Origin of the sequence: Streptomyces sp. NPDC001480 (assembly GCF_042894725.1) — a bacterium.
In the GTDB taxonomy this organism is placed as follows: Bacteria; Actinomycetota; Actinomycetes; order Streptomycetales; family Streptomycetaceae; genus Streptomyces.
Genome location: NZ_JBIAVX010000015.1, coordinates 141,278 through 158,292, shown reverse-complemented (window position 1 = coordinate 158,292; position 17,015 = coordinate 141,278). Strand labels below are relative to the sequence as shown.

The 17,015-nt window shown below is 70.2% G+C and carries 15 protein-coding genes; 7 read left to right on the top strand and 8 right to left on the bottom strand.

Annotation, left to right across the window (positions count from 1 at the left end):
- Nucleotides 1–53 precede the first annotated feature (53 nt).
- Nucleotides 54–326: a DUF2530 domain-containing protein gene (locus ACFY01_RS33245; RefSeq protein ID WP_390739471.1), complete on the bottom strand. Its 273-nt coding sequence runs from the start codon at nucleotides 324–326 to the stop codon at nucleotides 54–56.
- A gap of 153 nt (nucleotides 327–479) precedes the next feature.
- Here ACFY01_RS33245 and ACFY01_RS33240 point away from each other — a divergent pair, with 153 nt between their 5' ends.
- Entirely contained in the window at nucleotides 480–1,931 is a 1,452-nt protein-coding gene (locus tag ACFY01_RS33240) for an NCS2 family permease (protein WP_390739561.1), read from the top strand.
- On the opposite strand, the gene ACFY01_RS33235 is transcribed toward ACFY01_RS33240, so the two are convergent.
- Nucleotides 1,924–2,106, bottom strand: coding sequence for a CopG family antitoxin (locus tag ACFY01_RS33235; RefSeq protein ID WP_390739470.1), 183 nt, complete (start codon nucleotides 2,104–2,106; stop codon nucleotides 1,924–1,926). The genes ACFY01_RS33240 and ACFY01_RS33235 overlap by 8 nt on opposite strands.
- A gap of 154 nt (nucleotides 2,107–2,260) precedes the next feature.
- Here ACFY01_RS33235 and ACFY01_RS33230 point away from each other — a divergent pair, with 154 nt between their 5' ends.
- From ACFY01_RS33230 to thpR, 3 genes are all read left to right on the top strand, one after another.
- Entirely contained in the window at nucleotides 2,261–2,698 is a 438-nt protein-coding gene (locus ACFY01_RS33230; protein WP_361442699.1) for a MarR family transcriptional regulator, read from the top strand.
- A gap of 118 nt (nucleotides 2,699–2,816) precedes the next feature.
- Entirely contained in the window at nucleotides 2,817–4,088 is a 1,272-nt protein-coding gene (locus tag ACFY01_RS33225) for an MFS transporter (protein ID WP_390739469.1), read from the top strand.
- A 75-nt stretch (nucleotides 4,089–4,163) separates the two neighbouring features.
- Nucleotides 4,164–4,778 carry an RNA 2',3'-cyclic phosphodiesterase gene (gene thpR / locus ACFY01_RS33220; RefSeq protein WP_390739468.1) on the top strand — a complete coding sequence of 205 codons (615 nt, stop codon included), beginning with the start codon at nucleotides 4,164–4,166 and terminating at the stop codon, nucleotides 4,776–4,778.
- Between the two features lie 136 nt (nucleotides 4,779–4,914).
- On the opposite strand, the gene ACFY01_RS33215 is transcribed toward thpR, so the two are convergent.
- The 4 genes from ACFY01_RS33215 to ACFY01_RS33200 form a co-directional block, all read right to left on the bottom strand.
- Complete coding sequence (locus ACFY01_RS33215) at nucleotides 4,915–5,907, bottom strand: aldo/keto reductase (protein ID WP_390739467.1); 993 nt, start codon at nucleotides 5,905–5,907, stop codon at nucleotides 4,915–4,917.
- 105 nt (nucleotides 5,908–6,012) lie between these two features.
- Nucleotides 6,013–6,606 (bottom strand): Uma2 family endonuclease, encoded by a 594-nt coding sequence (locus ACFY01_RS33210; protein WP_361805625.1) that lies wholly within the window; start codon nucleotides 6,604–6,606, stop codon nucleotides 6,013–6,015.
- A 181-nt stretch (nucleotides 6,607–6,787) separates the two neighbouring features.
- Nucleotides 6,788–7,375, bottom strand: coding sequence for a Uma2 family endonuclease (locus ACFY01_RS33205; protein WP_390739466.1), 588 nt, complete (start codon nucleotides 7,373–7,375; stop codon nucleotides 6,788–6,790).
- A gap of 90 nt (nucleotides 7,376–7,465) precedes the next feature.
- Nucleotides 7,466–8,146, bottom strand: a complete 681-nt coding sequence (locus ACFY01_RS33200; protein WP_390739465.1) for a GDSL-type esterase/lipase family protein — start codon at nucleotides 8,144–8,146, stop codon at nucleotides 7,466–7,468.
- Nucleotides 8,147–8,265: 119 nt separating this feature from the next.
- Here ACFY01_RS33200 and ACFY01_RS33195 point away from each other — a divergent pair, with 119 nt between their 5' ends.
- Both ACFY01_RS33195 and ACFY01_RS33190 read left to right on the top strand, forming a co-directional pair.
- Entirely contained in the window at nucleotides 8,266–9,264 is a 999-nt protein-coding gene (locus ACFY01_RS33195; RefSeq protein WP_390739464.1) for a WD40 repeat domain-containing protein, read from the top strand.
- A gap of 121 nt (nucleotides 9,265–9,385) precedes the next feature.
- Nucleotides 9,386–10,903: a cellulase family glycosylhydrolase gene (locus tag ACFY01_RS33190; protein WP_390739463.1), complete on the top strand. Its 1,518-nt coding sequence runs from the start codon at nucleotides 9,386–9,388 to the stop codon at nucleotides 10,901–10,903.
- An 86-nt stretch (nucleotides 10,904–10,989) separates the two neighbouring features.
- Here the strand turns inward: ACFY01_RS33190 and ACFY01_RS33185 are convergent, their stop codons facing one another.
- Nucleotides 10,990–12,570 carry an alpha/beta hydrolase gene (locus ACFY01_RS33185; RefSeq protein WP_390739462.1) on the bottom strand — a complete coding sequence of 527 codons (1,581 nt, stop codon included), beginning with the start codon at nucleotides 12,568–12,570 and terminating at the stop codon, nucleotides 10,990–10,992.
- A 271-nt stretch (nucleotides 12,571–12,841) separates the two neighbouring features.
- Nucleotides 12,842–13,960 carry a phosphoserine transaminase gene (serC, locus tag ACFY01_RS33180; protein ID WP_390739461.1) on the bottom strand — a complete coding sequence of 373 codons (1,119 nt, stop codon included), beginning with the start codon at nucleotides 13,958–13,960 and terminating at the stop codon, nucleotides 12,842–12,844.
- 156 nt (nucleotides 13,961–14,116) lie between these two features.
- Between serC and ACFY01_RS33175 the strand changes: the two genes are divergently transcribed.
- Nucleotides 14,117–16,984: an FAD-binding and (Fe-S)-binding domain-containing protein gene (locus ACFY01_RS33175; protein ID WP_390739460.1), complete on the top strand. Its 2,868-nt coding sequence runs from the start codon at nucleotides 14,117–14,119 to the stop codon at nucleotides 16,982–16,984.
- Nucleotides 16,985–17,015: the final 31 nt, after the last annotated feature.

Below are 17,015 nucleotides of genomic sequence, written 5' to 3'. Positions count from 1 at the left end.
CGGGGGTCTGGGGGCGGCAGCCCCCAGCAGACGGCCCGGCTGTAGCGGGGCGACTATTCGGCGGGGCGGGGGCCCGGCTGGACCGTTGCCGCCCGCTTGATGGCCGCGTCGCGGCGGCGGACGTACCACACGCCGATGAGGCCGAGGCCGCCGCCGGCGAGGCAGGTCCAGATCCACCAGGCGTGGCCGCGGTCGGCGTACCAGCCGTAGAAGGGGAGCTGGGCGAGGAAGAGGACGAACCAGACGATCGTGCCACCGGTGATCGTGGCGACCACGGGGCCTTCCAGCGGCTCCGGTGCCTCGTGCTTGGGGGTCCACTTCTCCATGCGCACAGCTTACGAGGCGATCAGGTCTACGCGCGGAGATAGCGCTCACGGGCTTATATGTTCATACTGAAACGGTTTGCGTTTGGCAGCTTATATTCGTAGGAAACACCAATCGGGCTAGGGGGACGCCCGCCGGTGAACGAAAGGTCCCTGATGTCCACCTCGGCCCCAGCCAAGGTCCCCGCCCCGGAACAGCCGGGCGGCACGCCCGCGTACGGCGCGATCGACCGCTACTTCAGGATCTCGGAGCGCGGCAGCACGCTGTCCCGCGAGGTCCGTGGCGGTTTCGCCACCTTCTTCGCGATGGCGTACATCATCGTGCTGAACCCGATCATCCTCGGCAGCGCGAAGGACATGTACGGGCATCAGCTCGACAACGGCCAGCTGGTCACGGCCACCGCCGTCACCGCCGCCTTCACGACCCTCCTCATGGGTGTCATCGGCAACGTGCCGATCGCCCTCGCGGCCGGTCTCGGCGTCAACTCGGTCGTCGCCCTCCAGCTCGCCCCCCGGATGTCCTGGCCGGACGCGATGGGCATGGTCGTCCTCGCCGGCTTCGTCGTCATGCTGCTCGTCGCCACCGGCCTCCGGGAGCGCGTGATGAACGCGGTGCCCTACAGCCTGCGCAAGGCGATCTCCATCGGCATCGGCCTGTTCATCATGCTGATCGGCCTCGTCGACTCCGGCTTCGTCAGCCGTATCCCGGACGTCGCCCAGACCACCGTCCCGCTCCAGCTCGGCGCCACCGGCCACCTCAACGGCTGGCCGGTACTGGTCTTCATCCTGGGCACCCTGCTCACCCTCGCGCTGATCGTGCGTAAGGTCTCCGGCGCGATCCTCATCTCGATCGTGTCGATGACCGTGCTGGGCCTGATCGTCAACGCGGTCGCGCACGTGCCCACCTGGGGCCTGACCACCCCGAAGTGGCCGGGCAACCCGGTCGGCACCCCCGACTTCGGGCTCATCGGCCAGGTCAGCCTCTTCGGCGGCTTCGGCAAGGTCGGCGCGCTGACCGGCATCCTCTTCGTCTTCACCGTGCTGCTGTCCTGCTTCTTCGACGCCATGGGCACGATCATGGGCGTCAGCGACGAGGCCAAGCTCACGGACGCCCAGGGCCAGATGCCCGGCATCAACAAGGTGCTGTTCGTGGACGGCATCGCCGTCGCCGCCGGCGGCGCGAGCTCCTCCTCGGCCACCACCTGCTTCGTGGAGTCCACCGCCGGTGTCGGCGAAGGCGCCCGCACCGGCCTGGCCAACATCGTCACCGGCGGGCTGTTCGCCCTCGCCCTCTTCCTGACCCCGGTCGCCACGATGGTCCCGTCCCAGGCGGCCACCCCGGCGCTGATCGCGGTCGGCTTCCTGATCCTGGCCGGCTCCGTCAAGGAGATCGACTGGAGCGACTACACCCTCGCCATGCCGGCCTTCGTGACGATGGTGATGATGCCGTTCACCTACTCGATCACCAACGGCATCGGCATGGGCTTCATCACCTTCGTGGTGCTGCGCCTGGCGGCCGGCCGCGGGCGCGAGATCCCCGTACCGATGTACGTCGTCTCCGCCGTGTTCGCCTTCTACTACCTGATGCCGGCCCTCGGCCTCACGTGACCCCGTAGAACTTCTCCGTCTCCTCGACGGCGGCCTGGAACCGCTCGTCGAAGTCGTTCCGAATGAGCGTCTGGACCACGTAGTCCTGGACGCTCATTCCCCTTTTGGCGGCCTGTTGGCGAAGCCGTTCGAGCAGTTCGTGGTCTATGCGCAGGCTGAGCACGCTGGTCCCCATGCCTACGAGGGTCGCGGCACCCTTCGGCGCGTTGCGTCACGTTCCGCAGCGGGATCACCCGAATGAGTGATTCTGAGGCCCAGTGGCCAGGGTCACGGGTGTATGGCCGCGTACCCGGTGGTCTTTAGGGAGAGTAATGAGTTACTCTAAAGACATGCCGGACCTTACCCATGGCGACGACGCAGCCGCCGTGAACTCACTGCGCTCCGCCGTGATGCGACTCTCCCGTCGCCTCAAGCACCAGCGCGTCGACGAGTCACTGAGCCCCACCGAGATGTCGGTGCTGGGCACCCTGTTCCGCTGCGGCAGCGCCACCCCGGGCGAGCTCGCCCGCAAGGAGCACGTGCAGCCGCCCTCGATGACCCGCATCGTGGCCCTGCTCGAGGCCAAGGGACTGGTCCGTCTGGAACCGCACCCCGAGGACCGGCGCCAGAAGGTCGTCACCCAGACCGAGCAGGCCGAGGCGATGCTCGAGGAGAGCCGTCGCAAGCGCAACGCCTTCCTGGCCGGCCTGGTCGACGGCCTCGACGAGGACGAGTGGGCCAAACTGCGCGCCGCCGCCCCCGTGCTGGAGAAACTCGCACACCTCTGAGCAGTACCGAGTGCCTATCGCAAGGAGGCGAACCCTTTTGAGTACGGGATCCGGAGCAGCTTCCGCCCCCGCACCTAGCCACCACGACTCCCCACCCGCCCCCCGGCGCAAGTCCTCGATGTTCAGCTCGCTGAGGATCCGGAACTACCGCCTCTTCTTCATCGGCCAGGTCGTCTCCAACACCGGCACCTGGATGCAGCGCATCGCCCAGGACTGGCTCGTACTCAGCCTCACCGGCTCCTCCGCGGCCGTCGGCATCACCACGGCCCTCCAGTTCCTGCCGATGCTGCTCTTCGGCCTGTACGGCGGTGTCCTCGTCGACCGCCTGCCCAAGCGCCCCACGCTGCTGGTCACCCAGGCGTCCATGGCCCTCACCGGTCTCGCGCTCGCCGCGCTCACCCTCACCGGCCACGTCCAGGTCTGGCACGTCTACCTCGCCGCCTTCGCCGTCGGCCTCGCCACGGTCGTCGACAACCCGGCCCGCCAGTCCTTCGTCTCCGAGATGGTCGGCCCCGAGCAGCTTCAGAACGCGGTCAGCCTGAACTCGGCCAACTTCCAGTCCGCCCGTCTGGTCGGCCCCGCCGTCGCGGGCGTCATGATCACCGGCGTCGGCACCGGCTGGGCCTTCCTCTTCAACGGCCTCTCCTTCGTCGCGCCCATCGCCGGCCTGCTGCTGATGCGCGCCCGCGAGCTGCACATCGTCGAGCGGACACCGAGGGGCAAGGGACAGCTCCGCGAAGGCCTGCGCTACGTCGCCGGCCGCCCGGACCTCATCTGGCCGATCGTCCTCGTCGGCTTCATCGGCACCTTCGGCTTCAACTTCCCGGTGTGGCTCTCCGCCTACGCCGACGACGTCTTCCACGCGGGCGCCGGTGCCTACAGCCTCTTCAACACCCTCATGGCGGTCGGCTCACTGGTCGGCGCCCTCCTCGCCGCCCGGCGCGGAAACGCCCGGCTGCGCGTGCTGATCGCGGCCGCCGCGTCCTTCGGCGCACTGGAGATCGTGGCCGCGCTGGCCCCGTCGTACTGGCTGTTCGCGCTGCTCATGGCCCCCATAGGCATCGCCGGCCTGACGGTCAACGTCACCGCGAACACCGCCGTCCAGATGGCCACCGACCCGGCCATGCGCGGCCGGGTGATGGCCCTGTTCATGATGGTCTTCATGGGCGGTACGCCGCTGGGCGCCCCGGTCGTCGGCTGGATCACCGACACCTACGGCCCCCGCGTCGGATTCATCCTCGGCGGTGCCATCTCGGCCGCCGCCGCCGTCACCATCGGCCTGGTCCTGGCCCGCATCGGCGGCCTGCGCCTGTCCGTGGGCTGGCACCACGGCCATCCGAGCGTCCGGTTCGTACCACGCGAGCGGGAGCAGCTGGCGACGGCGGCGTGACGAGGGGCGGGGCCTGACGAGGATGGGGCCTGAGGACGAGGCCTGAGGACGGGGGCCGGTGACACCCTGGTCCCCATGAGACTCTTCGCCGCTGTGCTGCCCCCACAGGACGTGACCGAGCAACTCGCCGCCGAAGTAGCCGAACTGAAGAGCCTCCCCGGGGCGGACGCCCTCCGCTGGACCGGCCGCCCCGGCTGGCACTTCACCCTCGCCTTCTACGGGGAGGTCGACGAGGAACTCGTACCCGACCTGTCGGCCCGCCTGAAGCGCGCGGCCGACCGCACCCCGCCCTTCCCGCTGGCACTGCGCGGCGGCGGCCAGTTCGGTCACGGCCGGGCCCTGTGGGCCGGGGCCGACGGCGACCTGCCGACCCTGCGGCTGCTGGCCGAACGCGCGGAGGCGGCCGCGCGGAAGGCAGGCGTGCCGATGGGGGAGCACCGCCGGTACAAGGCCCACCTGACGGTGGCCAGGAGCCGGGACGCGCTGGACGTACGCCCGTACGTGGACTCCCTCACCGGATTCACCAGCGCCACCTGGACGGTCGGCGAGCTGGTGCTGGTCCGCAGCAACCTGCCGAGGTCCGGGGTGCCCGGGGAGCAGCCCCGGTACGAGGCGGTCGACCGCTGGGCTCTCGGCGGGGGCACCGGCGGAGGGGCCACCGGCGGAGGGATCACCGGCGGTGCCGGTTAGGCTCGGGCACGTGGACCCGAAAACCCGGAACCGGATCATGGCCGGTGCGCTCGTGCTGATGTTCGTGTTGGTGGCGGTGGCGGCGGCGGTCGGAAAGTAGACCGCCACCGTCACGTTGCTGTGCCCGCCGGTCCTGCTACCAGGCGAAGGCCTCCGGTGACGGCCCCGGGCCCGGGAAGATCTCGTCCAGCCCGGTCAGCACCTCCGCCGACAGCTCCAGCTCCACGGCCCGCACGGCCGACTCCAGCTGCTCGGCCGTGCGCGGACCCACGATCGGACCGGTCACCCCGGGCCGGGTCAGCAGCCACGCGAGCGCGACCTCGCCCGGCTGGAGGCCGTGCTTGTCGAGGAGGTCCTCGTAGGCCTGGATCTGATTCCGGATGGCGGTGTTGGCGAGGGAGTCGGCGGCCCGTCCGCTCGCCCTGCGCCCGCCCTCGACCTCCTTCTTGATGACCCCGCCCAACAGCCCGCCGTGCAGCGGCGACCAGGGGATCACCCCGAGCCCGTACTCCTGCGCGGCCGGGATCACCTCCATCTCGGCGCGGCGCTCGGCGAGGTTGTACAGGCACTGCTCGCTCACGAGACCGATGGTGCCGCCGCGGCGGGCGGCGATCTCGTTCGCCTGGGCGATCTTGTAGCCGGGGAAGTTCGAGGACCCGACGTACAGGATCTTGCCCTGCTGGACCAGGACGTCGATCGCCTGCCAGATCTCCTCGAACGGGGTGCGGCGGTCGACGTGGTGGAACTGGTACACGTCGATGTAGTCGGTCTGCAACCGCTTCAGGCTGGCGTCCACCGCCCGCCGGATGTTCAACGCGGAGAGCTTGTCGTGGTTGGGCCAGGCCTCGCCGTCGGCGGCCATGTTGCCGTACACCTTGGTGGCGAGCACGACCTTGTCACGCCGGTCGCCGCCCTTGGCGAACCACTTCCCGATGATCGATTCCGTACGACCCTTGTTCTCGCCCCACCCGTACACATTGGCGGTGTCGAAGAAGTTGATGCCCGCGTCCAGCGCCGCGTCCATGATCGCGTGGCTGTCGGCTTCCTCCGTCTGCGGGCCGAAGTTCATGGTGCCGAGGACGAGTCGGCTGACCTTGAGTCCGGTACGTCCGAGCTGCGTGTACTCCATGGGGCACAAGCCAACGGCTTGGAGTGCGCTCTATGCAAGCGATCAGCGGGGTTCAGCGGCAGCGCCCGAACTCGAACCCGAGCCCTCGCCACCGCCCCGCAGGAGTCAGTCGCGAGGGAAGTCGTCGGTCTTCAGGACGAGGTCGACGACTGTGCCGGTCAGGTCGATGTCGGTGCCGAAGTCCACCGGAACCCTGTTCTCGTAGTCGCCGTCCTTGGGGCCGGTGTAGACGTAGCACCGCCCCTGGTAGGGATCGGCGACGACGTAGACGGGGACCTCGGCGTTCGCGTAGGCGGTCTTCTTCGGGCCGTAGTCGTTGGGAGCCGTGCCCTCGGAGATGACCTCGGCGACGAACTCGACGTCCTGGTACCGCCAGTGGCCTTCGCCGTCCGGCTTCGCCGAGTCCTTGAGCATGGCGACGTCCGGGCAGAAGCCGTTCTGGTGGCCCGGGAAGTCGATGCGGACGTCGGAGAACACCATGACGTCCCTGCCGAACCTGTCCTCGACCGCCCACAGGAACCGGCGGATGATCTGCCAATGCGTGTTCCGCTGCGGCGTCATGAAAACGTTGCCCCCGACGATCTCGACCCTGAATCCTTCGGGGACGGGCATGCGCTCGAGACGCTCGAACCACTCGTCCAAACGCTCGGTGTTGGCGTCGGCGTCGGCCATCTCGATCCTGTCTTCAAGGACGGTCATCGTGGCGCTCCTCCCCGGCCGCTCCACGGACAGACGCAGCCGCGCAGAACAACGATACGCACCGTGACCGGGAGACGCCCGAATCAAGTCAACCCGTTCCAGCCGCGCACATCTGTCCGACGCCACTGTCCGGTCCCGCAGCGCCCGAGCCCGAGCCCGAGCGAGCCCGCCCTTGAAGCTGTCAGTCCTGGGGGAACTCGTCCGTCTTGAGGACGAGGCCGACCACCGTGTCGGTGAGGTCCACGTCGTCGCCGAAGTTGATCTTCGTCTCGGTGGTGTAGTCGTCGCCCTTGGGCTGGGTGTAGATGTGGCACCGGCGCTGGTACGGGTCGGCGACGAGGTACACGGGGACCTCTGCCTTGGCGTACGCGCTCTTCTTCGGGCCGTAGTCGTTGGTGGCGGTGCCCTTGGAGATGACCTCGGCGACGAACTCGACGTCCTCGTAGCGCCAGCGGCCTTCCTCTGTCTTGGCGGCGCCCTCGGCCATCACGGTCACGTCGGTCGCGAAGCCGTTCAGGTGCCCCGGGTAGTCGATGCGCACGTCGGACTTCACGCGCTTCCGCGGGTACTTGGTCCGCAGCTGCTCGACGATGTCCAGGATGATCTCCCAGTGGGTGTCCCGCTGTGGCGACATGTAGACGAACCCCTCGACGATCTCGACCTTGTATCCCTCGGGGACGGGCATCGTCTCGAGCCGCTCGAACATCTCGTCGAGCGTGATCGTGTCGTCGCTCTCGGCCATCGCGATCCTGTCTTCAAGGACGGTCATCCTGGCGCTCCTCCCCGGCCGCCCCCGCACGAGTGCAGCCGCGCAGTACAACGATACGCACCGTGACCAGGGCACGCCGGGATCAAGTCATCATGTTCCAGCCACGTACTCGTGTCCGATCCCCCACTCCTCCCACATCGCCCCCGCGAACACCCCCGCCAGCTTCCGCTCCCCGCTCTCGTTCGGGTGGGTGCCGTCGTAGGTGTCGGTGTGGATGTCGTACGACTCCGGGATCGAGGCCAGCAGGACGGAGGAGGAGGGCTCGTCCAGGTCCGCGACCGTCTTCGCGAGAAGGTCGTTGAAGGCCGTCACCTGCTCGGCGAAGGAGTCGTCCTCCTCGGCCCGGATGTTCGGGATCACCGGCAGCAGCACCATCCGCACCCGCGGATCCGCCTCCCGCGCCTGCCTGACGAACTTCCGCACGTTCTCCGCCGTCTGCTCGGCGTTGGTGTAGAAGCCCAGGTCGATCAGGCCCAGGGAGACCAGCAGGACGTCCGGCCGGTGCTCGCGTACCGCGTCGCCGATCAGCGGAACCATGTGGGCCCAGCCCTCGCCCCAGCCGGCCAGGTGGGCGCGGGGGAAGTCGGGGTCGGCGTAGGCGTACGAGGTCGGGGCGTCCGTCGTCTTGTCGTGGAGCGTCTCGCGCGGGCCGACGAAGGTGAAGGGGCCGCCGTGGGTGGCGCGGAGGTGCTGCCACAGCCGGTAGCGCCACGTGTATTCGCCCGCGCTTCCGATCGTCATGGAGTCACCGACGGGCATGAACCTGAGCATCCGCTCATGATGAACGATCACGGGACCGGGTGGGATGTGAGGCCCACCACGCCCGTCGCAGGTCCCCCCGGTCGGCCGTCCGTCCCTCAACGGTCCGCCGGGATGGCAGGCTTGGCGGCATGCGCCGATCGCTCGCCCTGCTGGCCGGGGTTCTGCTCACGGGTGTGTTCGCCCTGCCCGCCTCCGCCGTGGCCTCCGCCGCCGACGGTGACGGCGCCGGTGACCAGGGATTCACGATCAAGGACCCCAAGATCACCGAGTCCAGCGGCCTCGCCGCCTCCCACCTGCACCCCGGGATCTACTGGACGCACAACGACAGCGACGACGGCCCGTACATCTACGCCGTGGACAGCGGGACCGGCAAGACCGTCGCCACCCTGACCCTGAAGGGCATCGGTTCCCCGCGGGACGTGGAGGCCATCTCCATAGGGCCCGGGAACGAGATCTACGTCGGGGACATCGGTGACAACCTCGGCGGCAAGTGGCCGTATGTCTGGGTCTACAAGCTGCCCGAGCCGAAGGTGCTGAAGGACCAGACCGTCACGGCCACCCAGTACGTCGTCAAGTACGCGAACGGGCCACGGAACGCCGAGTCGCTGCTCGTCCATCCCAAGACCGGGCGGGTCTACATCATCGACAAGAACGAGGACGGGGGGCACCTGTACGAGGGGCCGGCCCGGCTCTCCTCCTCCGGCAGCAACATCTTCAAGCCCGTCGCCCCCGTCGACCTGTGGGCGACGGACGCCGCCTTCTCGCCCAACGGCAGGCAACTCGCCGTACGCGGCTACTTCGGCGGCATCTACTACGACTGGGACGGCGGCAAGATCAAGCGGCGGGGGCGGCTGGACGTGCCCTTGCAGGGTCAGGGGGAGTCCGTCAGCTACTCGCTCGACGGGACCAAGCTGATGTACGGCAGTGAGGGCGCCGACAGCTCCGTACAGGCGGAGGACGCGCCCAGCGGTGCCTCGGCCGGTAAGTCCTCCTCGGACAAGGGGGGTTCCGCCTCCGTGGGCGGTGGGGGCGGCGGCTCCGTCGACGGCTTCAAGGTGGGCGCCGTCGCCGTCGCCGCGGGTGCCCTCGTCCTCTTCGGGGTGCGGCGGCTGCGGCGCCGGGGCTGAAACCGACCACGGCGCGATGTCTTGACGTGAGCATGGTGGCTCAGTTTGCTGGTGGTGCGCGGCGCATGGGAGCGCTCCCATATGTTCCGGGGCCGCGCCTCCCCCGAGAGGACCCAGCCATATGTTCCGCAGCCTGCGAAGAGCACTGTGCGCTGCCGCAGCGGCGCTCCTCGTCCCCCTGGCGGGCGCGCAGACGGCGCACGCCGGCACCGCCGCCGCCCCTGGAGCCGGTTACTGGCACACCAGCGGCCGGCAGATCCTGGACTCGGCCGGGCAGCCGGTCCGGATCGCCGGGATCAACTGGTTCGGCTTCGAGACCGGCAACCACGTCGTGCACGGCCTCTGGTCACGCGACTACAAGAGCATGATCGACCAGATGAAGTCGCTGGGCTACAACACGATCCGGCTGCCCTACAGCGACGACGTCTTCAAGAGCTCCACGGTCCCCAACAGCATCGACTTCTCCAGCGGCAAGAACGCCGGCCTCCAGGGGCTCAACTCCCTCCAGGTCATGGACAAGCTCGTCGCGTACGCCGGGCAGGACGGCCTGAAGGTCATCCTCGACCGGCACCGGCCCGATTCCGGCGGCCAGTCGGCGCTCTGGTACACCTCGTCCGTCCCGGAGTCGACCTGGATCGCCGACCTGAAGTCCCTGGCGGCGCGGTACAAGGGCCAGGACACCGTCATCGGCATCGACCTGCACAACGAGCCCCACGATCCCGCCTGCTGGGGCTGCGGCGACCAGGCCACCGACTGGCGGCTCGCCGCCCAGCGCGCGGGCGACGCCGTCCTCTCCGTCAACCCGGACCTGCTGATCTTCGTCGAGGGCGTGCAGTCGTACAACGGCGTCTCCGGCTGGTGGGGCGGCAACCTGATGGGGGTCGCCCAGTACCCCGTGCGGCTCAGCGTGGCCAACCGGGTCGTGTACTCCGCCCACGACTACGCCACCAGCGTCGCCCAGCAGAGCTGGTTCAGCGATCCCACGTTCCCCGCCAACATGCCGGGCGTCTGGGACAAGTACTGGGGCTACATCTTCAAGCAGAACCTCGCGCCCGTGTGGGTCGGCGAGTTCGGTACGACCCTCCAGTCGACCGTGGACCAGAAGTGGCTGGCCGCGCTGGTGAGTTATCTGCGGCCCACGTCGACGTACGGCGCCGACAGCTTCCACTGGACCTTCTGGTCCTGGAACCCCGACTCCGGTGACACCGGCGGGATCCTCAAGGACGACTGGGCGACCGTGGACACCGTGAAGGACGGGTACCTGGCGAGCGTCAAGGCGTCGCCGTTCCCGGGGACGGGCGGCGGAAGCGGCGGTGGAGGCGGCGGTGGAGGCACGAGTGCCGCCTGTAGTGCCTCCTACGCCGTCAGCAGTGACTGGGGCAGCGGCTTCAACGCGCAGGTGACGGTCAGCAACACCGGGACCGTGGCCCTGAAGTCCTGGAAGGTGTCCTGGACCTGGAGCGGATCACAGCAGATCACGTCCATGTGGAACGCCTCGTACACCCAGAGCGGGTCGGCCGTCACGGCTGTGAACGCCGATCACAACGGCAGTGTGGCCCCGGGTGGTTCGACGAGCTTCGGGTTCGGGGGCGCTCCGGGAGGTGGCGGGGTGCCGGCGGTCACCTGCGTGGCGAGCTGAGAGACGGGCGCCCGGTGCCACACCGGGCGCCCGGTGTGGCACCGGGCGCCCGTCCGAGGACCGTGTGGCCCGTCAGGGCCGAGTGGTCAGAAGCGGGGCGCTCCCGGGGTGTACGGCGGCACCGGCACGATGGGCCGGCTCACGCCGGGGCCCGTGCGACCGGACGCCTTGCAGGTGACGTCCTGCGCGGGAAGCCGTCCGTTGCTCAGGTAGGCGTTGACGGTGCGGTCGGCGCAGGAGTCCGGGTCCGTGCCGTAGACGCCGTGGCCCTCGCCGCCCTTGACGTACACCATGCGCGAGCCCTTCAGCGCGCGATGCATACCGAGGCCGCTGACCAGGGGTGTCTGGGAGTCCCACTGGTTCTGGACGGTGAGCAGGCCGACGTTGTCGGCCACCCGGGTGACGGGCTCGGCGGGCTTGTCCCAGAACGCGCAGGGCATGATGTTGGAGCCGAAGTCACCGTAGAGCGGGTACTTCGCCTTGTTCCGGATCGCGTCACGCCGGTACTGCTCGGGGTCGCGCGGCCAGGCCGCGGTGTCACCGCAGACCACACTCCAGAACACGGCGACGCCGTTGTCGGCCGGCGGCTGGGCGGCGCGCGTGGTGGACCGGCTCGGGCCCGGCTGGTCGTCCGGTGCGGGGAGACGGCGGAGGGCCGCATGGCCGTCGGCGGCCTTCTTCAGGTCGACGACCGACTGGGCCGCCGCCTCGGGGCTGAAGAACTGGGCGCGAAGGAAGGCCCGGATGTCGTCGCCGGTGATCTTGTGGTCACCGTCCACGATGGGGGTGCGGTCGGCCCGGGCGACCAGGTCCCAGAACGTCTTCTTCACCTTGGCCGGGGTGGCGCCGAGTCCGTAGGTGCGGTCGTGCTGGGCGGTCCACTTCGTCCAGCGGGTGAACGCCGGCTCGGTGCCCTCCGCCCAGACCTGGATCATGCCGCGCCAGACGCGTGCGGGGTCGACCGAGCTGTCCAGTACGAAGCGGTCGGTCTGCTTGGGGAACATCTGTGCGTATACGGCGCCCAGGTAGGTGCCGTAGGAGAAGCCCAGGTAGGAGATCTTCTTCTCGCCCAGAACGGCACGGATGACGTCCATGTCGCGGGCGGTGTTGCGCGTGGTGACGTACCGCAGCGTGTCGCCGTTCTTCGCGCGGCACTTGTCGGCGACCTTCCGGGCCCACTTGACGTCGTTGCCGAACGTCTCGGCCCGGTAGGCGTGTTCGAAGTTCTGCTCCGTGTCGTTGAGACCGCATGTGAGGGGGCTGCTGCGACCCACGCCCCGCGGGTCGAACCCGACGAGGTCGTACTGCTCGCGGACCTTCTTGGGCAGGACGTCCTTCACCATGGCCGGCATGTCGAGGCCTTCGCCGCCCGGACCGCCGGGGTTGGACAGGAGCACACCGCGCCGCTTGCTCGGGACGCTGGTCTTCATGCGGGAGATGGCCAGCTTGATCGTCTTGCCGTCGGGGCGGCTGTAGTCGAGCGGGACTTTGATCGTCGCGCACTGGAGCGCGGCGGGCGTCGACGTGTCACATCTGTGCCACGCGGGCGTCTGGTGGGTGAATCTCCCCAGCGGTTCCGCCGCTGATGCCTGAGCCGGAGCGAGGGCCGGGACCAGCGTCGCCGTGATCCCCACGGCGAGCCCGGGCGCGAGGCGTCCTATCCGCACGATGGCCGTTCCTTTCGGTGAGTTCCAGGACGGCTCGACGATTTCGTGTCGGACAGGTGGGCGAATCCCTCTGCGGTGCTGTCTTGCTACTCCTCGCGGAGGACAGGGAAAGAGACGTACGGAGGAGAACCCGAACGGGCTGATTTCCCTCCGCACCTACCGGTGACGGGTACGGCGAGGGGCGCCCCGCGGTACTCCGCGGGGCGCCCCTCAACGCCCGTACTGGCGTACGAGCTTGCGCAGAACGTGCTCTGCGCGGCTCAGAGCATGCTCAGAGCTTCTCGATCACGTAGTCGACGCACTTCGTCAGCGCCTCGACGTCCGCCGGGTCGATCGCCGGGAACATCGCGATGCGCAGCTGGTTGCGGCCGAGCTTGCGGTAGGGCTCGGTGTCGACGATGCCGTTGGCGCGCAGCACCTTGGCGACGGCCGCCGCGTCGATCTCGTCGGAGAAGTCGATCGTGCCGATGACCTGGGAGCGCTTGGCCGGGTCGGAGACGAACGGGGTGGCGTATTTCGACTCCTCCGCCCAGCTGTACAGGCGGGTCGAGGAGTCCTTGGTGCGGCCGGTGGAGAAGGCCAGGCCGCCCTGGCCGTTGAGCCACTCCAGCTGCTGGCCCAGCAGGAAGAGGGTGGCGAGGGCCGGGGTGTTGTACGTCTGGTTCTTGCGGGAGTTGTCGATCGCCGTGGGGAGCGAGAAGAACTCCGGGACGTGGCGGCCGGACGCGTGGACGCGCTCGGCGCGCTCGATCGCGGCGGGGGAGAAGACGCCGATCCACAGGCCGCCGTCGGAGGCGAAGGACTTCTGCGGGGCGAAGTAGTAGACGTCGGTCTCGGCGATGTCGACCGGGAGGCCGCCGGCGCCGGAGGTGGCGTCCACGAGGACGAGGGAGCCCTCGTCGGCACCGGCCACGCGCTTGATCGGCATGGCGACGCCGGTGGAGGTCTCGTTGTGGGTGAGGGCGTAGACGTCGACGCCCGCCTCGGCCCGGGCCTCGGGGTGGGTGCCGGGGTCGGCGGCGATCACGGTGGGCTCGGCCAGCCAGGGGGCGAGCTTGGCCGCCTTGGCGAACTTGGAGGAGAACTCGCCGAAGTTGAGGTGCTGGGACTTGTTCTCGATCAGTCCGTGGGTGGCGATGTCCCAGAAGGCGGTGGAGCCGCCGTTGCCGAGGACGACCTCGTAGCCCTCCGGGAGGGAGAACAGGGAGCTGATGCCTTCGCGGACCTGGCCCACGAGGTTCTTGACCGGGGCCTGGCGGTGCGAGGTGCCGAGCAGCGAGCTGCCGGTCGCGGCGAGCGCGTCCAGCGCCTCGGTCCGCACCTTGGAGGGGCCTGCGCCGAAACGTCCGTCGGCGGGCTTGATGTCAGCGGGAATCTGGATGTCGGCCACGAGTCGGAGGGTATCCGCTGGGCGAAACGGGACGGAACCGTGTCCGTCGGATGAGACGAGATCGCCGAGCTGTGGACTTGTGGGGTTGTACGACGATACGAGTGGGGCTGTGGACAACCCGCTGTGACTGTGCGTGAGCGGATGCATTCTGGACGCATGACGGATCACACGGGGCTTGAGACGGAGCTGCGCGAGGCCGTCCGGGGCGAGGTCGGCTTCGACGTCACCGCCCGGGCGCTCGTGACCATGGACGCGTCCAACTACCGGCGTGTCCCCCTGGGCGTGGTGGCCCCGCGGGACGCCGAGGACGTGGCCGCCGTGCTGGAGGTGTGCCGGGCCCGCGGGGTGCCGGTGGTGGCGCGGGGCGGGGGCACGTCGATCGCGGGACAGGCGACGGGCACGGGCGTGGTGCTGGACTTCACCCGGCACATGAACCGGCTGCTGGAGCTCGACCCCGGTTCCCGTACGGCGGTCGTCCAGCCGGGGCTCGTGCTGGACCGGCTCCAGGAGGCGGCGGCCCCGCACGGGCTGCGGTTCGGCCCGGACCCGTCCACGCACAGCCGGTGCACGCTCGGCGGGATGATCGGCAACAACTCCTGCGGCTCGCACTCGGTGGCCTGGGGGACGACGGCGGACAGCGTCCATGAGCTGGAGGTGCTCACCGCGCGCGGTCGGCGGCTGCGGCTCGGCAAGGACTGGTCCGGGGCGCCGGACGGGCTGCGTGCGCTGGTGGAGGGCGAGCTGGCCCGGCTGCGCACCGGCTTCCCGGAGCTGCCCCGCAGGATCTCCGGGTACGCGCTGGACGCCCTGCTCCCCGAGAAGGGCGCCGACGTGGCCCGCTCCTTCTGCGGTTCGGAGGGGACGCTGGGCGTGCTGACGGAGGCGGTCGTGCGGCTGGTCGAGGCGCCACGCGCGCGTGCCCTGGCCGTGCTGGGTTACGCCGACGAGGGCGCGGCGGCCGATGCCGCCGCCGGGCTGCTGCCATGGGGGTCCCCCCGCTCGAGCGAAGCCGAGAGTGGGGGACGCCCGCTCACGGTGGAGGGCATGGCCGCCGACCTGGTGCCGTCCCCGGCCGGGCTGCCCAAGGGGGCCGCCTGGCTGTTCGTGGAGACCGGCGGGGACACGGCGGCCCAGGCACGCGCGCGTGCCGAGGCGATCGTCCGCGCGGCCGATGTCGTGGGCGCGTCCGTCGTCACCGATCCGGGTGAGCAGCGCGCCCTGTGGCGCATCCGCGAGGACGCCAGCGGCACGGCGACCCGTATGCCGGACGGCTCGGAGGCATGGCCCGGCTGGGAGGACTGCGCGGTACCGCCCGCCCGGCTCGGCGCCTACCTGCGCGACTTCCGGGCTCTGCTGTCCGAGCACGGCCTGCGGGGCACTCCGTACGGCCACTTCGGGGACGGCTGCATCCACGTCCGCATCGACTTCGACCTGCTCACCGCGGCGGGCGTCGGCCGCTTCCGCCGGTTCTCCGAGGAACTCGCCGACCTGGTCGTGGCCCACGGCGGCTCGCTCTCCGGCGAGCACGGCGACGGGCAGGCCCGCGCCGAGCTGCTGCCCCGGATGTACGGCGACGAGCTGGTGGCCCTCTTCGAACGCGCCAAGGCCCTGTGGGACCCCGACGACCTGCTCAACCCCGGGATGCTGGTCCGTCCGGCACCACTGGACGCCGACCTCCGCTTCGCCGTGCTGCCGCGCGAACCGGTCGACGTGGCCTTCGGCTACCCGGCCGACGGCGGCGACTTCTCGGCCGCCGTCCGCCGGTGCGTCGGGGTGGCCAAGTGCCGGACGACGGCGGCGACGGGCCCCGCCGTCATGTGCCCCTCGTTCCGCGCGACCGGCGAGGAGGAGCACTCCACCCGCGGGCGGGCCCGGCTGCTGCACGAGATGCTGGCGGGCGAGCTGGTCACCGACGGCTGGCGCTCCACCGAGGTCCGGGACGCGCTGGACCTGTGCCTCGCCTGCAAGGGCTGCCGGTCCGACTGCCCGGTCGAGGTCGACATGGCCACGTACAAGGCGGAGTTCCTGCACCACCACTACCGGGGCAGGCGCCGCCCCGCCGCGCACTACGCGATGGGCCGACTGCCGCTGTGGCTGCGCTGGATCGACCGCACCCGCACCGCGCCGCTGCTCAACGCCCTCGTGGGGATACGGCCGCTCGCGCGCGTGGCCCGGCGGCTGGGCGGGATCGCGGCCGAGCGGGAGATTCCACGGGTGGCGGGCCGGACGTTCAGCCGGTGGTGGCGACGGCGGGACCGGGCCCCTGGCGCCGGCCCCGGCAGCGGGCGTCCCGTGGCCCTCTGGCCGGACACCTTCACCGAGCACCTCTCGCCCGAGGTCGGCCGGGCGGCCGTACGGGTGCTGGAGGCGGCCGGGCTGCGGGTGGAGACACCCCGGGGCGGGGTCTGCTGCGGGCTGACGTACGTCTCCACGGGCCAGCTCGACCACGCCCGCAAGGTCATGCGCCGCACCCTCGACCTGATGGGCCCGGTCCTCGACGCGGCGACGCCGGTCGTCGTCCTCGAGCCGAGCTGCGCGGCCACCCTCCGCGGCGACCTGCCCGAGCTGCTGCACGACGACCCGCGCGCGGCACGGCTGGCGTCGGCGGTGGTCACCTTCGCGGAGGCGCTCCAGCGGTACGCCCCCGACTGGACCCCGCCGCCCGTGAACCGCCCGGCGGTCGGCCAGACCCACTGCCACCAGCACGCGGTACTCGGCGACACGTCCGACCGCCGGCTGCGCGCGGCGGCGGGCCTGACCGGCGAGCTGAGCGGCGGCTGCTGCGGACTCGCGGGCAACTTCGGCTTCGAGTCAGGCCACTTCGAGGTGTCGCGGGCCTGCGCGGAGGAGCAACTGCTGCCTTCGGTCCGGGAGGCGCCCCAGGGGGCGGTGGTCCTGGCGGACGGGTTCTCCTGCCGTACGCAGCTGGAGCAGCTGGGCGGAGTACGGGGGCGGCACCTGGCGGAGGTGCTGGCCGATGCCCTGCCCGAGGCGGACGCCGACCGCTTCGGCGCGGAACGCTGAGGCGCCTTTCTCAGGCTTTTCAAAGGAATCA

Excerpts from the sequence above, each read along its gene's own strand:
- ACFY01_RS33205 (WP_390739466.1), bottom strand. The coding sequence starts at position 7,375 with ATGACCGTCCTTGAAGACAGGATCGCGATGGCCGAGAGCGACGACACG.
- ACFY01_RS33175 (WP_390739460.1), top strand. The coding sequence starts at position 14,117 with ATGACGGATCACACGGGGCTTGAGACGGAGCTGCGCGAGGCCGTCCGG.
- ACFY01_RS33225 (WP_390739469.1), top strand. The coding sequence starts at position 2,817 with ATGTTCAGCTCGCTGAGGATCCGGAACTACCGCCTCTTCTTCATCGGC.
- ACFY01_RS33200 (WP_390739465.1), bottom strand. The coding sequence starts at position 8,146 with ATGCTCAGGTTCATGCCCGTCGGTGACTCCATGACGATCGGAAGCGCG.
- ACFY01_RS33195 (WP_390739464.1), top strand. The coding sequence starts at position 8,266 with ATGCGCCGATCGCTCGCCCTGCTGGCCGGGGTTCTGCTCACGGGTGTG.
- ACFY01_RS33210 (WP_361805625.1), bottom strand. The coding sequence starts at position 6,606 with ATGACCGTCCTTGAAGACAGGATCGAGATGGCCGACGCCGACGCCAAC.
- ACFY01_RS33240 (WP_390739561.1), top strand. The coding sequence starts at position 480 with ATGTCCACCTCGGCCCCAGCCAAGGTCCCCGCCCCGGAACAGCCGGGC.
- ACFY01_RS33215 (WP_390739467.1), bottom strand. The coding sequence starts at position 5,907 with ATGGAGTACACGCAGCTCGGACGTACCGGACTCAAGGTCAGCCGACTC.
- ACFY01_RS33190 (WP_390739463.1), top strand. The coding sequence starts at position 9,386 with ATGTTCCGCAGCCTGCGAAGAGCACTGTGCGCTGCCGCAGCGGCGCTC.
- ACFY01_RS33235 (WP_390739470.1), bottom strand. The coding sequence starts at position 2,106 with ATGGGGACCAGCGTGCTCAGCCTGCGCATAGACCACGAACTGCTCGAA.
- ACFY01_RS33245 (WP_390739471.1), bottom strand. The coding sequence starts at position 326 with ATGGAGAAGTGGACCCCCAAGCACGAGGCACCGGAGCCGCTGGAAGGC.
- thpR (WP_390739468.1), top strand. The coding sequence starts at position 4,164 with ATGAGACTCTTCGCCGCTGTGCTGCCCCCACAGGACGTGACCGAGCAA.
- ACFY01_RS33230 (WP_361442699.1), top strand. The coding sequence starts at position 2,261 with ATGCCGGACCTTACCCATGGCGACGACGCAGCCGCCGTGAACTCACTG.